Below are 18,052 nucleotides of genomic sequence, written 5' to 3'. Positions count from 1 at the left end.
CTCGCTCCCGCAAGGTTGACAGGATTGAAAATACACTGATACCAAGCTTTTTTCAATCCTGTCAACTACTGCCAATATTTAATTCATAACCTAGAAGGTAATGATGTCCCAGACTCATCGTATATTTCCCGGGAAAATACTTAAGCTAGAGCAACGAATGCCATAATGCTAAGGAGTAGGAAATCAAATTCAATGTTTAAATGAAAAATATAAGGCAGGTTACAACGTGCGCCATACGTGAACCTGCCTGATTGTTATTCAATTGTTTGAGAATGAGTGGCGGATAATTTTTTATGTTTAATGAAAAAGGCAGTAATCCATGCAGTGATAGGGATACTTATTGCAATGGCGATACCACCTAGCAAGATGGAAATAAATTCTTGAGTAAAGATTTTTGAATTGATAATGTGTTCAAATGAATAATTCAGTTTAAAAAACCAAAAGAATAATGTTAATTGACCACCAAAATAAGCCAAATAAATTGTGTTTGCAGAAGTAGCTAATATTTCTCGTCCAACCGTCATGCCGGATTTGAATAAATCTGTTTGAGATAATTTTGGATTTGCTTCGTGTAATTCGTACATTGGTGAACTGATGGTGATTGCTAAATCAATAACAGCTGCAATAACTGCTAACACAATGGTAAACACCATAAATTGCACCATATCGATACCAATGTTCATGGAAAATATATAAGTTTCATCCTGTTGTTCAGTAGTAAAACCTTGTAAATGACCGAGTCGAACAGATAAATAAATACCTAGAATAAGTATCATGATGGTTATCATTGTGCCTAGAAAGGCGGCTTTAGTTTTAATATTATAACTATTTAAAATGAATAAATTGCATGAAGCAACTACGATACAGAAAATGACGAGTACCACGTATATCGGTATACCCAACATAATACAAACGATACTTATCAATAAAATGATAAAATTTAAGAATAAGGTTAAAAATGAAATAAGCCCCTTAGTCCCGCCAAAAACAATCATTAATAAAAATAAGATAAATCCTAATAATGTAATTGCACTCATGATGGCTCACCTCGCAATTTAATAAAAAGGCTCATTAAAGTAATAGTAATAGGTATTGTTAAGACAATGCCAATCCCGCCAGAAATCGCTCGAGTAATTTCTAACGACCAATTCATTGAAATCGTGTAAGTAAATGTATTGGCATTTTTTAGATATATAAGTAGCATTGGTAGACTTCCAGACAAATATGAAAATAATAGTATATTCGTCATGGTTCCCATGATATCTTGACCGATACGTCGTCCGGCTACTGCAAGGCGCTGTAAACTTATGTCAGGTGTACGTTGATAAATTTCATACATACCACTAGATAAAGTGATAGCAACATCCATAACTGCACCGAGAGACCCAATTAAGACGGAAGCTAAAAATACTTCTTTAGGTGGTAATGTGAGAAAACTCATCGTTTCATATTTTATACCTGCACCATCGGTTAAACGAATGACCAATGCAGTAATGCCAATGCTTAATAGAGTGCCGAGTAAAGTACTGGCAATCGTTATCCATGACCTCAGCTTTAATCCGGTGACTAGTAGTAGCGTGATGATTGTCGCTAAGGTAACAGCAATTGTCATAAGTCCAAAGAGACTTAATGAAGGATGCTGGTTATGAAGTTGAATAGCCAATAAGACGGCACAAGTATTGAAGGCTAGTGATAGAATCGATTGTAAACCGACTTTCTTACCAACAATGAGTACGGCGAGTATGAATACTCCAGAAATTGCAACGACTAGGGAATCACGTTTTTTTTCGATAATAGTTGCGCTTTTTAATGAATCTGTTATATGTAAAAGTACTTTGTTATTTTTAGAAAAGGCTTCTGTATCTGCTTGAGATGCTACATATGTATGGTTAATGGTTGTTGTTTGATGCTGAAACTTACCATTTAATATTTCTAATGTTAGACGTTGTTTGTACTTTGTATCTGTATTATGGTGTTCATCAGTTATTTTTTGCTGATGAACTTGTTCGACATTTGTAATCTTGGCAATAGGCGTGTGGTAGAGTCGATCGTTGAAAAATGTAAAAATAAACACTGCTAATATAAGGACTGCTAAACTGCAAATTAGCCAAAAAAATCTTGAAGTCAATATGTTTTTATATTGCATCATGTTAAGACGGTCCTTTCACTTTAAAGATAGAGTGATTATACGCCCTAAGCTTTAGCATTTCAAATATTAGCAGCTTTATAAAGTGGCGTGAACGATTAATGATATGTTGAAACACGATTAAATAAAGTTTGTATCAGTGATGTTAATTGTTGCACATCAGGCTTATTATTTTCTTTGCGCACTACGATGCAGATAGAGCGTTTTAAAGGCGTGTGATTAAGTGAAATATCTTTATAATCAAGTGAACTGACAGTTAAGCGTTGATAATCAGGTGCTAATATAAAACCACGATGTTGTGCAAGTAAATATTGAGCTAGCGCCGGATGTGTGACGACGTGTAGTGTAGCTTTAGTTAATTGTTCAATTAAAGCTATCATTGTTGTGGACAGAGGCGTTAATGTAAAAATCGTTGCGCCTTCAAATTGAGCTAAGTGTGGGTTCATCGCCAGAGCTAACGGTTCTTCTTTAGGTAAATATAAATGGTAAGTTTCTTCATATAATAAAGTTACATTTAAATCGTTGTTTTGTTGTAGCGTTGGAGTAAGCTCAGTAATCGCAACATCCAACGCATCCACTAATATCTGCTTCGTGGAATCTTGAGAAACTTGTTGTGGAATAATTTTACTATCATACTGACGTTCAAATGTTTGTATTAATGGTAATATACGTTCAGCAACATAGCCTTGTTCATATCCTAGATTAATAGAATAAAGATTATTGGATTCTTGTTGACGGAATAATGTCAAAGTTTCATCTACTTGATTTAATAATTTAGTGGCATGAATAACAAAGTCTTTACCTGCTGTGGTTAAACGAATGTTACGACCTTGACGCTTAAATAGTTTGACTTGCAACTCATCTTCTAATTGTTGAATCTGCCGACTAATTGCCGACTGGGCGATATCTAGTTCTAATGCAGCATCAGAAAGATGTTCTCTTTTAGCTACCTCTAAAAAATATTTTAATTGTTTGATTTCCATGCCTATTCCTCCATTAACTATCATTGTTCTAAAAATTAGAAAGGTATTATCGAATTCGTATATTGTACAGATAAATATTTTACATTATAGTGAAGCATATTAACATAAATATTCAGAAAATTCTTGAAAATGGGGTATGCATCATGTGTGATTTAACAATAAAAAGAGGATTATATGATTATCGAGAAGAACATGATGCTTGTGGTATTGGTTTTTATGCCAATATGGATAATAAACGCTCGCATGACATCGTTGACAAATCATTAGAAATGTTACGTCGTTTAGATCATCGCGGTGGCGTGGGCGCAGATGGTATTACAGGCGATGGCGCAGGAATAATGACCGAAATACCATTTGATTATTTTAATAAACATGTTGATTTTGAACTTCCGTGTGAAGGGGAATACGCGGTAGGATTATTCTTTTCTCAAAAGGTCATAGTAAATACACGATATCAGAAAATGATAGATTTGTTATTTCGTAGTGAAGGACTAAAGGTGCTAGGATATCGTGAAGTACCTGTAAATAAAGAGGTATTAGCACAGCATGTAGCTAAGACTATGCCATATGTCTATCAAATCTTTGTCGACATTACTAATCATCAAGATATCGAGAAAAAGTTATATTTGGCAAGAAAACAAATTGAACACGAAGCTGAACAACAGGGGTTAGAACTTTATTTTACTAGCTTATCTCATAAAACAATTGTTTATAAAGGATGGCTGAGATCTGATCAGATTAAGGGGTTATATTTGGATTTACAACATTCAGATTATCAGTCTAAATTTGGATTGGTACATTCTCGTTTTAGCACGAATACATTCCCAAGTTGGAAACGGGCACATCCTAACCGTATGCTAATGCATAATGGAGAAATTAACACCATTCAAGGGAATGTGAACTGGATGCGGGCGCGTCAACGACAACTGATCCAAACATTATTTCCGAATGATGCACATAAGATTTGCCAGATTGTAGATGAAGATGGTAGTGATTCTGCTATTGTTGACAATGCGTTAGAATTTTTAACACTTGCTATGGAACCTGAACAAGCAGCGATGCTCCTTATACCAGAACCATGGCAACATAACAAAGCAAATGATGCAACGGTGCGTGCATTTTATGAATTTTATAGCTACTTGATGGAACCTTGGGACGGACCAACAATGATATCGTTTTGTAACGGCGATAAAATAGGCGCTTTAACAGATCGTAATGGTTTGAGACCTGGACGTTATACGATTACAAAGGATAATTATATTGTTTTTTCTTCTGAAGTTGGTGTGGTTGATATTCCAGAAGCGAATGTCGCTTATAAAGGGCAGTTAAATCCAGGTAAATTATTGCTTGTGGATTTTGAGACACAGCAAGTAATTGAAAATAATGAGCTGAAATCACGAATAGCAACACAATATCCTTATAAAGCGTGGCTTGCAAAGCATAAAATTGATTTACACTTGGAACAAATAGGTTATCAATCATCGTGTTTATCTGAAACAACAATATTTAAGTTACAACAACAATTTGGCTATACCAAAGAAGATATTAATAAATATATGAGTGAACTTGTGACTGGCAAGAAAGATCCAATTGGTGCCATGGGTTATGATGTGCCAATAGCTGTATTAAATGAACAACCACAAAGTTTATTCAATTACTTTAAGCAATTATTTGCACAAGTTACTAATCCACCCATTGATGCTTATCGTGAGAAAATAGTAACAAGTGAACTGTCTTACCTAGGTGCAGAGGGGAATATATTACATCCGACGCCGGAAGCGCTAAAGCGAATTCAATTACAAAGACCTGTATTGACACCTAGTCAGCTTGAATATATTGAATCGAGTGAGTTCAAGACAGTACGATTATCTACCTTATATACAAATGTGCTTGCAGATGCACTTGAATTGCTTGGTCAACAGGCCATTGAAGCAGTTAAAGATGGCGCTGAAATTCTCGTATTAGATGATAGTTTGTTGAGCCAGAAAACAGCATATGCCTTGCCTATATTACTTGCAACCAGCTATATTCATCAGCTACTCATTAAAGAAAATTTACGCATGAATACAAGTATCGTGGCTTATAGCGGAGAAACAAGAGAAGTTCATCATGTTGCGTGCTTATTAGGCTACGGAGCGAATGCGGTAGTACCATATCTTGCGCAAGCAACCATTGAACAGTTGACAGTACAGAAAAAGCTAACAGGTAAAGTTTCAAATAATGTCGAAACATATACTCAAATTTTATCTGAAGGCGTCATAAAAGTCATGGCTAAAATGGGTATTTCAACGGTACAAAGTTATCACGGTGCTCAAATTTTTGAAGCAATTGGTTTGTCTCATGAAGTTATTGAACGCTATTTCCCAGGCACGCCGTCTAAGCTATCAGGGTTATCCATAGCACAAATAGAAGCAGAAAATAAAGCACAGCAACAACGACACTTAGATTATTTACCTTCAGGAAGTGTATTTCAATGGAGACAACAAGGACAGCACCATGTATTTAATCCATTGACTATTTTCAAGTTACAACACGCATGTCGCGAAAATGACTACCAACAATTCAAAGAATTTACTGCTGCAGTTCATAGCAAACGGTTTGACCATATCAGAGACTTACTAACGTTTAAACAACAGCACCCAATCTCAATTGAAGAGGTAGAATCAGCAGAAGAGATTGTAAGACGATTTAATACAGGCGCAATGAGTTATGGTTCAATTTCGGCAGAAGCACATGAGACTTTAGCCAAAGCTATGAATCAGTTAGGTGGAAAAAGCAACAGTGGTGAGGGTGGAGAACATGCTTACCGCTATAAACAGCAAGCAGATGGCAGTAATATATCTAGTGCCATAAAGCAAGTAGCATCCGGTCGTTTTGGCGTAACAAGTGAATACTTACAACATGCAAAAGAGTTACAGATTAAAGTTGCTCAAGGTGCTAAACCAGGTGAAGGAGGACAATTACCAGGCAGTAAAGTATATCCTTGGATTGCCAAGGTGAGAGGTGCAACACCTGGGATTGGACTTATTTCACCACCACCGCATCATGATATTTATTCGATTGAGGATTTAGCACAATTGATTCATGATTTAAAAAATGCAAATAGAAATGCGGATGTGGCGGTAAAATTAGTATCGAAATCAGGCGTTGGTACGATTGCTTCTGGCGTCGCAAAAGCTTTTGCCGATAAGATCGTAATCAGTGGCTATGATGGTGGTACAGGTGCTTCACCAAAAACGAGTATACAACATGCAGGATTACCTTGGGAGATTGGGTTAGCAGAAACACATCAAACGTTAAAGCTTAATGATTTACGTAGTCGTGTCAAAATTGAAACGGACGGTAAATTACTTACAGGTAGAGATGTTGCACTTGCTTGCGCATTAGGTGCTGAAGAGTTTGGTTTTGCTACGGCACCACTTGTTGTGTTGGGATGTGTCATGATGCGGGTGTGTCATAAAGATACTTGTCCCGTGGGTATTGCTACTCAAAATAAGGATTTGCGTGCATTATTTAATGGCAAAGCAGAACATGTCGTGAATTTTATGTATTTTATCGCAGAAGAAATGCGGGAAATTTTAGCTTCTCTAGGTTTAAAACGCGTAGAAGATTTGATTGGTCGTACAGACTTGCTTGAGCGTGCAACGGATATACCGCCAAGATCTAAAGCGGCAACCTTAGATTTGTTGCCACTACTTGAACCAATAGCTGGTGTGAATTATCAACAGATGATGCAACAACATCATTTAGAACAAGGTTTTGATTTAAGTAGTTTGTACTACGATGCACAAATCGCAATTAAAGAAGGCCAACACTTTGAGGGGACATATGTTATTCATAATGAACAACGTGATGTTGGTGTTATTACGGGTAGTACGATAACAGAATACTATGGTCCGGATGGCTTGCCAGAAGATACCATTATAGTAAAAACATCTGGTCATGCTGGGCAAAGTATAGCAGCATTTGCGCCACAAGGATTAACAATACAACATACTGGTGATGCAAATGACTATGTTGGTAAAGGGTTGTCAGGTGGCAAAATTTGTATTAAAGCACCAAAACCTGAAAGAGAAAAAGATATTATTGTAGGAAATGTTTGTTTTTATGGTGCTACCGCCGGAGAGGCGTATATTAATGGTCGTGCTGGCGAACGATTTTGTATTCGTAATAGCGGTGTGAATGTTGTTGTAGAAGGAATCGGAGATCATGGCCTAGAGTATATGACAGGAGGACACGTGCTCATACTAGGAGACGTAGGTAAAAACTTTGGTCAAGGTATGAGTGGTGGTGTATGTTATGTCTTCCCGAGTGATGTTGAAGCATTCAAAGCTACACATGCACTAGAGACTTTGGCATTTAAACAAGTTGTACATCAAGAAGAACAAGCATTAATCCGTCAAATGCTAGAGGCACACATCGCCTATACAAATAGTACGAAAGCACGTGATGTGCTTAAACAGTTTGACCAAATAGAGTCACGTGCAGTTAAAGTGATACCAAAAGATTATGAATTAATGATGCAAAAAATCGAGATAAAACGACGTCAGTATAGCAGTGATGCTGATGCATTATTGGCGGCTTTTAATGATGATAGCACGTCGATAGATAAAGCATTGCAACCGACGTTAGTGTATTGATGGAAGGAGCGATGGTCATGGGGGAATATAAGGGTTTTATGATGTATGACAAACAATCGCTGACGGAATTATCATTAGCAGATCGACTGTTAAATCATCAGCCATTTCAACAACGTTTTACTAAAGAGGAAGCAAGGATTCAAGGTGCTCGATGTATGGATTGTGGCACACCTTTTTGTCAGACGGGGCTACCTTATGGCAAAGAAACGATAGGCTGCCCTATTGGTAATTACATTCCTGAATGGAACGATTTAGTGTATCATCAAGACTTTAAAAGTGCTTATGAGCGTCTAAAAGAAACAAATAATTTTCCGGAATTTACTGGCCGAGTTTGTCCAGCACCATGTGAAAACTCATGTGTTATGAAAATCAATAGAGAATCAGTTGCTATAAAAGGAATTGAGCGCACTATTATTGATGAAGCTTATGAGCATGGTTGGGTTTCACCTAAATACCCTCGTACCTCTAGAAATCAATCGGTGGCTATAGTTGGTAGTGGACCGGCTGGTTTAACTGCTGCTGAGGAATTAAACTATCAAGGATATCAGGTTACAGTATTTGAAAAGGCCCACGAGCCTGGTGGTTTGCTGATGTATGGTATTCCTAATATGAAATTGGACAAGAATGTAGTTCGCCGCCGTATTGCATTAATGGAAGAAGCAGGTATATGCTTTAAGACTGATGTTGAGGTGGGGGTAGATATCAGCAAAACAACGTTAGAAGATATGTTTGATGCTATTATTCTATGTACAGGTTCCCAACAGGCTAGAGATTTACCATTAGAAGGACGGATGGGCTTTGGAATTCATTTTGCTATGGACTATCTAACTGAACAAATGCAGGTGTTAAATGGTGAAATAAATCAGCCAACTATTACGGCAAAAAATAAAAATGTTATTGTTATTGGCGCAGGTGATACAGGAGCAGACTGCGTAGCTACGGCTTTACGTGAAAACTGTAAGTCTGTGGTTCAGTTCAATAAATATACACGGTTGCCAGAAAAGATGACCGTTGATTACAATACAGCATGGCCACTTGCGATGCCAGTATTCAAAATGGATTATGCCCATAAAGAATATGAAGCACGCTTTGGTAAAGAACCACGTGCTTATGGTGTTCAAACTATGCGCTATGATGTAGATCATTTAGGATATGTTAGAGGTGTCTTTACACAAGTTTTAGAGCAAACAGAAAATGGTATGTCAATCGTTGATGGTACAGAACGTCACTGGCCAGCAGACTTAGTGTTGCTATCCATTGGATTTGTTGGTACAGAAAATACAGTGCCACATGCATTTCATATTGCTACAGAACGCAATAAAATAGTAGCCGATGACATAAATTATCAAACAAATCATCCGCATATCTTTGCTGCTGGAGATGCGCGACGCGGACAAAGTTTGGTTGTGTGGGCTATTAGAGAAGGACGTGGAGTTGCTAAAGCAGTCCATCATTATTTAACTCAAAAAAACATGGCACAACATATAAAATAATATTGACTTTTAATGAACGCTATAATAAGATGTTTATTGTGTTCATTGGAGGAATACCCAAGTCCGGCTGAAGGGATCGGTCTTGAAAACCGACAGGGGCTTAACGGCCCGCGGGGGTTCGAATCCCTCTTCCTCCGCCATTATATTTAAAATCCAAGACTAATAGATATTTAATGCAAGCGCTTAGTTAATAAGGGCTTGCTTTTTTACGTGTTAAGTGAATAGTTAAAATATTGAATAAGTCAAAAAAGAAGTGTGAACTAAACCATTTACTAATGAATTACTGAAAAGGAAAATCAACATCGTTAAATAATTTGAGTTATAGTATCCTAAGAGATTATTTTAAAAACAAACCACTTCAATAATGAAAGCCTTTACATAACTTGTCTAGACAAGTTATACTGAAGCAAAGATAAAAAGGAAGTGGCTAACTTGGCTGTAAATAGAAAAGGTGTGCAGCACATTGTACAAGCAATTGGTGGTAAAGAAAATATTGATGCAGCAACGCATTGTGTGACTCGATTAAGAATCGTGCTTAAAGATGATAATAAAGTAAATAAAGACATGTTAAGTGACAATCCATTGGTCAAAGGGCAATTTAAAGCAGATCATCAGTATCAAATTGTTATTGGACCAGGAACAGTAGAGGAAGTATATAAGCACTTTATAGATGAAACGGGTGTTGAAGAGGTTTCCAAAGATGAAGCTAAGCAAGCAGCTGCAAAAAAAGGGAATCCTTTACAACGGCTGATTAAGTTATTAGGAGATATTTTTATTCCAATTTTACCTGCATTAGTTACAGCGGGTTTATTGATGGGAATTAACAACTTATTAACGATGAAAGGGCTTTTTGGGTCTAAGCCATTAGTCGAACAATATCAGCAATTAGGAGATATTTCTAATATCGTTAATGTGATTGCTAGTACGGCTTTTATTTTCTTACCTGCACTTATTGGGTGGAGTAGTATGCGTGTATTTGGGGGAAGTCCTATCTTAGGATTAGTACTTGGACTCATATTAATGCATCCACAACTGGTCTCTCAATATGATATTGGCAAGGGACATATTCCTACATGGCATTTATTTGGTTTAGAAATTAAACAATTAAATTATCAAGGACAAGTCTTGCCAGTGTTGTTTGCAGCATATGTATTGGCACAAATTGAAAAAGCATTAAATAAGGTAGTTCATGATTCCATTAAGATGTTGGTGGTAGGGCCTATTGCGCTTTTAGTTACCGGCTTTTTAGCATTTGTCATTATAGGTCCAATTGCATTAGTCATTGGTACTGGTATTACAGGTGCAATACAATTTGTATTTGAACATGCTGGATGGCTAGGAGGCTTCTTATATGGATTACTTTATGGCCCGCTTGTTATTACAGGGTTACATCATATGTTCTTAGCAGTTGACTTTCAATTGATGGGCAGTAAATTGGGAGGCACTTATCTATGGCCAATTGTTGCTATTTCAAACATGTGTCAAGGTTCAGCAGCATTTGGAGCTTGGTATGTGTATAAACGACGCAAAATGGTTAAAGAAGAGGGATTAGCATTAACTTCAAGTATTTCAGGCATTCTTGGGGTAACAGAGCCAGCAATGTTTGGGGTGAACTTACCTCTAAAATATCCATTTGTAGCAGCGATATCAACATCAGCGATACTAGGTGCATTTGTGGGGGCGAATCGAGTGCTAGGTAATGTAGGTGTAGGCGGATTTCCTGCATTTATCTCTATTCAACATCAATTTTGGTGGCCGGTATATCTTCCTATAACTATTGCAGCATTAGTGATTCCAGCAATATTAACGGTATTTTTAGCAAAATTTAGTCATGAAAAAACGAAAAAAATTGTAACACCTCCAGAAGCAGAAAAATAATTTGAACGACGTATAGATTAATCATTATAACCGAGATGCGTTTTTCTATACGAATAACATATAAAAAGGAGCAGGACATGGCAAACAATGACTGGAGAAAATCCGTAGTTTATCAAATTTATCCGAAATCTTTTAACGATACAACTGGGAGTGGTGAAGGAGATTTACAAGGTATCATTGACAAACTGGACTATATACAATATTTAGGTGTTGATTATATTTGGTTAACCCCGATTTATGAATCACCTATGAATGATAATGGTTATGATATTAGTAATTATTTTAAAATCAATGAACGATTTGGCACCATAGAAGACTTTCAAACATTGATTTCTGAAGCACATGACCGTAATCTAAAAGTTATGTTAGATATTGTCATTAATCATACTTCTACAGAACATGAATGGTTTAAACAAGCAATCAGTTCAAAAGACAACCCGTATCGTGATTTTTATTTTTTTAAAACATCTCCAGATGGGTCACCGACGAATTGGGAATCAAAGTTTGGTGGAAATGCATGGCAATATGATGAGAAGACTGATGCGTATTATCTTCACCTTTTCGATGTAACACAAGCTGATTTGAATTGGGGAAATGAAAAGGTACGTCAAGCGTTATATGATATTGTTAATTACTGGATTAAATTTGGGGTAGATGGCTTCCGTTTTGATGTTATTAATCTTATATCTAAAGGTGAATTTAAAGATTCATCAAAAATTGGAAAAGAATTTTATACGGATGGACCACGTGTTCATCAGTATTTACATGAGTTAAACCGCAATACTTTCGGCGATAAAGGAATGATGACAGTTGGTGAGATGTCATCAACAACGATTGAACATTGCATTAAATATACTAAACCAGAGCGTCAAGAACTTAACAGCGTATTTCATTTCCATCACCTCAAAGTTGATTATCTTAATGGTGAAAAGTGGTCAAATGCTAAGTTAAACTTTCTCAAGTTGAAGGAAATTTTGATGGAATGGCAAATAGGCATTTATCAAGGTGGGGGTTGGAACGCGATATTCTGGTGTAATCACGATCAACCACGTGTCGTGTCACGTTTTGGAGATGATTCGACTGAAGAAAATCGCCAAGCCAGTGCTAAAATGTTAGCAATTGTGTTGCATATGCTTCAAGGGACACCGTACATCTATCAAGGTGAAGAAATCGGTATGACCAATCCACATTTTACTACTATAGAACAATATCGCGATATTGAATCTCATAATGCGTATGAAAAATTAACTGCACAGGGTGAAAGTGATGTAGAGGCGCTTACGATTTTAGGGCAAAAGTCTCGAGATAATTCACGCACACCTATGCAATGGAATAATGAAGCTTATGGAGGTTTCACTACAGGTAAGCCTTGGATTGATTTAGCACAAAATTATGAACAAGTAAATGTTCAACAAGCGATGCAAGATAAGCAATCTATTTTACAAACATATCGACAATTGATTGACATTCGACACCAATATGATATTGTGACTTACGGAAATATAGAAGCGCTATATATGGCACATGACAAGTTGTTTATATATCGACGTAATTATCAAGCAACTTCATGGTTAGTTGTCGCTAACTTTTCACAGCAACCAGTACGATTACCAGAAGATTTAAACATTAAAGGAAAAACAATTATTAGAAACGGGGAAATATCAAACCGACAAATAACTGGATATGGAGCGTTGGTGGTTGAGCAAGAATTATAGATAAGGAATTGGTGAACCAAGTGACAATTAAGAAATTCACAAAAATTTATAACCAATTAAAAACAGCCATTTTGAATGGAAGTTATACTAAAGGGAGTCAATTACCATCGGAACATGAGTTAATGAATATAAATAAAGCTTCACGTGAAACAGTGAGAAAAGCTTTAGATTTATTAGTAGCTGATGGTATGATTCAGAAAATAAGAGGTAAGGGCTCTGTTGTTATATATCGAGGCGTAACGGAATTCCCATTTTCGGATTTAATTAGTTTTAAAGAAATAAAGGAACAATTAGGGCTCACCCACCATACGGAAATGCTTCTCAACGAAACATGTTATGCACATGAATTCCCAGTTGTTAAAGAAAAATTAGGGTTGAGAAACTATGAAAGACTTCTACACATTGTACGTACTCGAAGTATTGATGGGAAAGTTAAAATATTAGATGAAGATTTCTTTTTGGCATCCCAAGTACCAAGTTTGAGTCGAGAAGTTGTAGAGGATTCGATATATAATTATATTGAGCAACAACTCAACTTACAAATTAGTTATTCATGTAAAGCGATTACCTTCGAAGCATTTAATGATTATGAGTTAAGTATATTTGGAAATGTTGAGCCACCATATTCGGCAACAGTTAGAAGTATTATTTATCTTAAAGATACGACAGCTTTTCAATATAATATTTCAAAGCATATTGCTACAGATTTCACTTTTAAAGAATTTTCACGACGTTATCACAACTATTAAAAATGTGATTTATTGATTACGCATCTATTCTAAATGATAGACATTACACTTGCATATCAATGCTTATTTATAGTAATATAATTCTTGCCGTGCTAGGTGGGGAGGTAGCGGTTCCCTATACTCGAAATCCGCTTTATGCGAGACTTAATTCCTTTGTTGAGGGCACAATTTTGTGAAGTCTGCCCGAAGCACGTAGTGTTTGAAGATTTCGGTCCTATGCAATATGAACCCATGAATCATGTCAGGTCCTGACGGAAGCAGCATTAAGTGGATCCTCATATGTGCCGTAGGGTAGCCGAGATTTAGCTGTCGACTTCGGTAACGTTTATGAATTGTGTTCGATTCAGAGGTGTGCGGCTTTTTATATACAATCAAAACTTTACTATAAATAAATACAATACGAGGAGGCTGAGATATATTTAATAACTCAGCCTCTAATTACATTTTCGGAGCCTCAACAGAGAGGAATGGCACAATGCATTTCCAGAAGCAAAGTTACAAAATCTTTGTGATGAAATATGATTTTACTACTGCCCTTTTGATCAAAATAGCGAATATAGCAAAAATTTGATACATTTAAACTGTTATAAATTAAAGCTATGCTGATGCATTTCATTTTAACTATGTGCTATATAATGAAAGTGCATGTATTTGCGTCTATGCATACAATGTTCAGGAGGATATATGCAAGTATATTTAAGCACCTTAACTGAAGTAGATTATACTCAGACGCTAGAAAAAATCGAACAAAGTTATACAGAAAATCCGAAAAAAGGTAAAGCAAAAAGAGCGCTAGTAGCAAGGTTAAGACAGTCGCCAAGTTACCAATATGAACTAGAAGTAATTGCTAAAGATGAAGCAGCTGTAGTAGTAGGACATGTTATGTTAAGTAAAATTAATATCGTTGCGCAAGATGCGAAGTATCCTGCACTTGAACTTGCATCATTATCCGTAGATCCAGAAGTAAGAGGTCAAGGAATCGGCAAAGCTTTAGTAAATGCTGTTGAAGAACGTGCTAGAGCAGAAAATTTTAATACGATCATTGTATCTGGAGCGCCTGATTATTTTGAACAGTTGGGCTATGAAAAGGCAGAAATTTACGATATTTATTCCGACGAAAGTACGTTAGAACAGCTACAAGTGAAGTTTTTATGGGATCAATTAACAGACTATCCGCATGGAAAAGTAAAAGATGCAGATGTAGTATAAATGAATTGATATAAAATGGAGAACCCATGATATAATAATGAGTAATTGTTTATGGAGGTGTAGAAGTGAATTATCAGGCATTGTATCGAATGTTCAGACCTCAAAGCTTTTCCGATGTTGTTGGACAAGAACACGTAACGCAAACGCTGAAAAACGCGATATCAAAAGGTAAGCAATCACATGCCTATATTTTTAGTGGCCCAAGAGGTACAGGAAAAACAAGTATTGCTAAAGTGTTTGCAAAAGCAATCAATTGCTTAAATAGTAATGATGGTGAGCCTTGTAATGAATGTGCGATATGTAAGGGCATTACGACAGGCACTAACTCCGATGTCATCGAAATTGATGCGGCAAGTAATAATGGCGTAGATGAAATAAGAAATATTAGAGATAAAGTGAAGTATGCACCTAGTGAATCGAAATTCAAAGTTTATATTATAGATGAGGTTCACATGTTAACTACAGGGGCATTTAATGCGTTGTTAAAAACGTTAGAAGAGCCACCTGCACATGCGATTTTTATATTAGCAACAACAGAACCTCACAAAATTCCTCCGACAATCATTTCTAGGGCACAAAGATTTGATTTTAAAGCCATTAATAGTGAGCAAATCGTAGAACGGTTGCGCTTTGTGGCTGATGAACAACAAATCGATTATGATATTGCAGCCCTAGAATTTATAGCTAAAGCATCTGAAGGTGGCATGCGGGATGCATTAAGTATTATGGATCAGGCCATTGCGTTTGGAGATGACCACTTAACACTGAAAGACGCTTTAGACGTAACAGGAAGTGTAGACGAAGCGGCACTTAATGATTTATTTAAGGATATTGTTAATGGCGATGTGCGTGAAGCGTTCACCCGTTACCATCATTTTATTTCTGAAGGTAAAGAGGTTAATCGCCTTATCAATGATATGATTTATTTTGTCAGAGATACCATCATGAGTAAAACAGCAGACGAGTCAATGACATATGATGCATTAGCAGATTTTGATTTAGAAATGTTGTACCATATGATTGATATTATTAATGATACGCTTGTTTCTATTCGTTTTAGTGTCAATCAGAACGTACATTTCGAAGTTTTATTAGTAAAAATTGCAGAAATGATGAAAACCAGTCCAGAAAATGTCCAAAATGTTGCTACACCAGCTGCGGTAACACAACCAACAAATGATGCTTTGTTACAAAGAATGGAACAACTTGAAAATGAACTTAAGACACTTAAAGCCCAAGGTGTTATTGCTAAACCACAAAAGCCAACTGCTCAACGTGCAACAAGAAGTAATGTAGAAGTGAAACATGCATTTTCAATGAGCAAGATTACTAAAGTATTAGATAATGCAAATAAAGAAGATATTAAACTGTTAAAAGGGCGTTGGAATGACGTTATTGACCATGCTAAAAATAACGATAGAAAATCATTAGTAAGCTTGCTACAGAATTCCGAACCAGTGGCTGCAAGTGAAACAAATGTACTAGTGAAATTTGAGGAAGAAATTCATTGTGAAATAGTCAATAAGGATGTAGAAAAAAGAAATAATATAGAAAGTGTTGTTTGTGAGATTATCAATAAGAACGTCCAAGTTGTTGGTGTACCATCTGATCAATGGTTAAGAGTCAGATCTGAATATATACAACAGCGCAAAAATCATAATGGTGAGCAACATGAAACACAGGATGAATCATCACAGCAAACTAAGACGAGAGAACAATCACAACCCACTGATGTCGCACAAAAAGCGCGAGACTTATTTGGAGATGAAACCGTGCATCTTGTTGATGAAGAGTAAGACATGACAACAGTTATTTTCGTATGTATAATGAAATAAAAGTATAATTTGAACAAATAGATGTTTATTCAAGGAGGAAATGATATTATGCGCGGTGGCGGAAATATGCAACAAATGATGAAACAAATGCAAAAAATGCAAAAGAAAATGGCTCAAGAACAAGAAAAGCTTAAAGATGAGCGTATTGTAGGTACAGCTGGCGGTGGTATGGTAGCTGTAACTGTAACTGGACATAAAGAAGTAGTTGATGTTGAAATTAAAGAAGAAGCTGTTGATCCAGATGATATTGAAATGCTACAAGATTTAGTTTTAGCAGCTACGAATGAAGCAATGAACAAAGCTGATGAGCTAACACAAGAGCGCTTAGGTAAACATACACAAGGCCTAAACATTCCTGGAATGTGATAACTCATGCATTATCCAGAACCTATATCTAAACTCATAGACAGTTTTATGAAATTACCAGGCATTGGTCCTAAGACGGCTCAACGTCTGGCTTTTCATACTCTAAATATGAAAGAAGACGACGTAGTTCAATTTGCGAAGGCACTTGTTGATGTCAAAAGAGAGTTAACTTATTGCAGTGTTTGTGGACATATCACAGAAAATGACCCTTGCTATATTTGTGAAGATAAGCAAAGGGATCGGACAGTGATTTGTGTAGTCGAAGATGATAAAGACGTTATTGCTATGGAAAAAATGCGGGAGTATAAAGGGCTTTATCACGTCTTACATGGTTCTATATCGCCAATGGATGGTATTGGGCCTGAAGATATAAACATCCCTTCATTAATAGAAAGATTAAAAGATGAAGAAGTGAAAGAGCTTATATTAGCAATGAATCCAAATCTTGAAGGTGAATCGACAGCGATGTATATTTCTAGACTTGTTAAACCAATAGGCATTAAAGTAACAAGACTTGCACAAGGTTTGTCAGTTGGTGGAGATTTAGAGTATGCAGATGAAGTCACACTTTCAAAAGCAATCACTGGAAGAACTGAAATGTAGTAAATGAGTTGAGCCAATAAGGCGCGCTTAACATATATTAATTCTGATAGATTAAGAACTTATATGTTTTAGAGCGACTTAATTGGCTTTTTTTAATTTTTTCATAAAAATTTGCTACAAACTAAAGTTTGTAAAAATGCAGTATTATGACTATATTTATAAATTTTCATACAAAAATCGAGTGGATAGGCGAACTATTTACTCTCTAATCAAAATGTTGTTCGCTTTATGGTGAGACGTATTTTAAATGTAAATGAATAGGTGTAATTTTTACTATTGTGATAAAGACACTCATCTTGTATAGTATTTATTTGTTGAGCAAATCAACTTAGCATTTCAAATAAAAATTAATTATATATAGTTGTTGACTTTTATGGCTATAGCTAGTATAATTAATTCTCGTCGGTAAGAAATGAACATTGAAAACTGAATGAC

The 18,052-nt window shown here is 36.1% G+C and carries 12 protein-coding genes, 1 tRNA gene and 1 other RNA gene; 11 read left to right on the top strand and 3 right to left on the bottom strand.

The window, feature by feature from the left end; genetic code table 11:
- Positions 1 to 254 precede the first annotated feature (254 nt).
- The 3 genes from HMPREF3267_RS04670 to gltC all read right to left on the bottom strand — a co-directional run bounded on the left by HMPREF3267_RS04670 (position 255) and on the right by gltC (position 3,129).
- A complete protein-coding gene (locus HMPREF3267_RS04670) occupies positions 255 to 1,037 on the bottom strand; it encodes a YibE/F family protein (protein ID WP_002461163.1) in 783 nt (260 codons plus the stop codon).
- On the bottom strand, positions 1,034 to 2,146 hold the full coding sequence (locus HMPREF3267_RS04665) for a YibE/F family protein (RefSeq protein WP_172952963.1): 1,113 nt from the start codon (positions 2,144 to 2,146) through the stop codon (positions 1,034 to 1,036). The genes HMPREF3267_RS04670 and HMPREF3267_RS04665 overlap by 4 nt, the downstream gene beginning before the upstream one ends.
- Before the next feature lie 98 nt (positions 2,147 to 2,244).
- Positions 2,245 to 3,129 carry a glutamate biosynthesis transcriptional regulator GltC gene (gltC, locus tag HMPREF3267_RS04660; protein ID WP_002479273.1) on the bottom strand — a complete coding sequence of 295 codons (885 nt, stop codon included), beginning with the start codon at positions 3,127 to 3,129 and terminating at the stop codon, positions 2,245 to 2,247.
- A gap of 143 nt (positions 3,130 to 3,272) precedes the next feature.
- On the opposite strand from gltC, the gene gltB reads away from it, so the two are divergent.
- From gltB to recR, 11 genes are all read left to right on the top strand, one after another.
- Complete coding sequence (gene gltB, locus HMPREF3267_RS04655) at positions 3,273 to 7,769, top strand: glutamate synthase large subunit (protein WP_062078464.1); 4,497 nt, start codon at positions 3,273 to 3,275, stop codon at positions 7,767 to 7,769.
- Between the two features lie 17 nt (positions 7,770 to 7,786).
- The gene (locus tag HMPREF3267_RS04650; protein ID WP_002461168.1) at positions 7,787 to 9,262 is read left to right on the top strand and encodes a glutamate synthase subunit beta; all 1,476 of its coding nucleotides are present in this window, start codon (positions 7,787 to 7,789) and stop codon (positions 9,260 to 9,262) included.
- A gap of 47 nt (positions 9,263 to 9,309) precedes the next feature.
- Positions 9,310 to 9,402 (top strand) — tRNA-Ser (locus HMPREF3267_RS04645).
- A gap of 292 nt (positions 9,403 to 9,694) precedes the next feature.
- Positions 9,695 to 11,140, top strand: coding sequence for a PTS system trehalose-specific EIIBC component (gene treP, locus HMPREF3267_RS04640; RefSeq protein WP_070823861.1), 1,446 nt, complete (start codon positions 9,695 to 9,697; stop codon positions 11,138 to 11,140).
- Between the two features lie 77 nt (positions 11,141 to 11,217).
- Positions 11,218 to 12,855: an alpha,alpha-phosphotrehalase gene (gene treC, locus HMPREF3267_RS04635; protein ID WP_062078465.1), complete on the top strand. Its 1,638-nt coding sequence runs from the start codon at positions 11,218 to 11,220 to the stop codon at positions 12,853 to 12,855.
- Positions 12,856 to 12,875: 20 nt separating this feature from the next.
- Positions 12,876 to 13,604 carry a trehalose operon repressor gene (gene treR, locus HMPREF3267_RS04630; RefSeq protein ID WP_002492155.1) on the top strand — a complete coding sequence of 243 codons (729 nt, stop codon included), beginning with the start codon at positions 12,876 to 12,878 and terminating at the stop codon, positions 13,602 to 13,604.
- Positions 13,605 to 13,691: 87 nt separating this feature from the next.
- Positions 13,692 to 13,961: signal recognition particle sRNA large type (gene ffs, locus HMPREF3267_RS04625), an RNA gene on the top strand.
- 327 nt (positions 13,962 to 14,288) lie between these two features.
- Positions 14,289 to 14,813: a GNAT family N-acetyltransferase gene (locus HMPREF3267_RS04620; protein ID WP_002479278.1), complete on the top strand. Its 525-nt coding sequence runs from the start codon at positions 14,289 to 14,291 to the stop codon at positions 14,811 to 14,813.
- Positions 14,814 to 14,878: 65 nt separating this feature from the next.
- Positions 14,879 to 16,609, top strand: coding sequence for a DNA polymerase III subunit gamma/tau (dnaX, locus tag HMPREF3267_RS04615; protein WP_002461173.1), 1,731 nt, complete (start codon positions 14,879 to 14,881; stop codon positions 16,607 to 16,609).
- Positions 16,610 to 16,696: 87 nt separating this feature from the next.
- Positions 16,697 to 17,014, top strand: coding sequence for a YbaB/EbfC family nucleoid-associated protein (locus HMPREF3267_RS04610; RefSeq protein ID WP_002479279.1), 318 nt, complete (start codon positions 16,697 to 16,699; stop codon positions 17,012 to 17,014).
- Between the two features lie 6 nt (positions 17,015 to 17,020).
- A complete protein-coding gene (gene recR, locus HMPREF3267_RS04605) occupies positions 17,021 to 17,617 on the top strand; it encodes a recombination mediator RecR (RefSeq protein ID WP_062078466.1) in 597 nt (198 codons plus the stop codon).
- Positions 17,618 to 18,052 lie beyond the last annotated feature (435 nt).

This window comes from Staphylococcus sp. HMSC62D11, from assembly GCF_001839145.1.
GTDB lineage: Bacteria > Bacillota > Bacilli > Staphylococcales > Staphylococcaceae > Staphylococcus > Staphylococcus lugdunensis.
The sequence above is the reverse complement of the archived record's forward strand: the minus strand, read 5'-3'. Positions and strand labels throughout refer to the sequence as shown.

Bases quoted from the DNA above. Each gene is read 5' to 3' on its own strand.
- treC (WP_062078465.1), top strand. From the start codon at position 11,218: ATGGCAAACAATGACTGGAGAAAATCCGTAGTTTATCAAATTTATCCG.
- HMPREF3267_RS04670 (WP_002461163.1), bottom strand. From the start codon at position 1,037: ATGAGTGCAATTACATTATTAGGATTTATCTTATTTTTATTAATGATT.
- gltB (WP_062078464.1), top strand. From the start codon at position 3,273: ATGTGTGATTTAACAATAAAAAGAGGATTATATGATTATCGAGAAGAA.
- gltC (WP_002479273.1), bottom strand. From the start codon at position 3,129: ATGGAAATCAAACAATTAAAATATTTTTTAGAGGTAGCTAAAAGAGAA.
- recR (WP_062078466.1), top strand. From the start codon at position 17,021: ATGCATTATCCAGAACCTATATCTAAACTCATAGACAGTTTTATGAAA.
- HMPREF3267_RS04620 (WP_002479278.1), top strand. From the start codon at position 14,289: ATGCAAGTATATTTAAGCACCTTAACTGAAGTAGATTATACTCAGACG.
- HMPREF3267_RS04610 (WP_002479279.1), top strand. From the start codon at position 16,697: ATGCGCGGTGGCGGAAATATGCAACAAATGATGAAACAAATGCAAAAA.
- HMPREF3267_RS04650 (WP_002461168.1), top strand. From the start codon at position 7,787: ATGGGGGAATATAAGGGTTTTATGATGTATGACAAACAATCGCTGACG.
- HMPREF3267_RS04665 (WP_172952963.1), bottom strand. From the start codon at position 2,146: ATGCAATATAAAAACATATTGACTTCAAGATTTTTTTGGCTAATTTGC.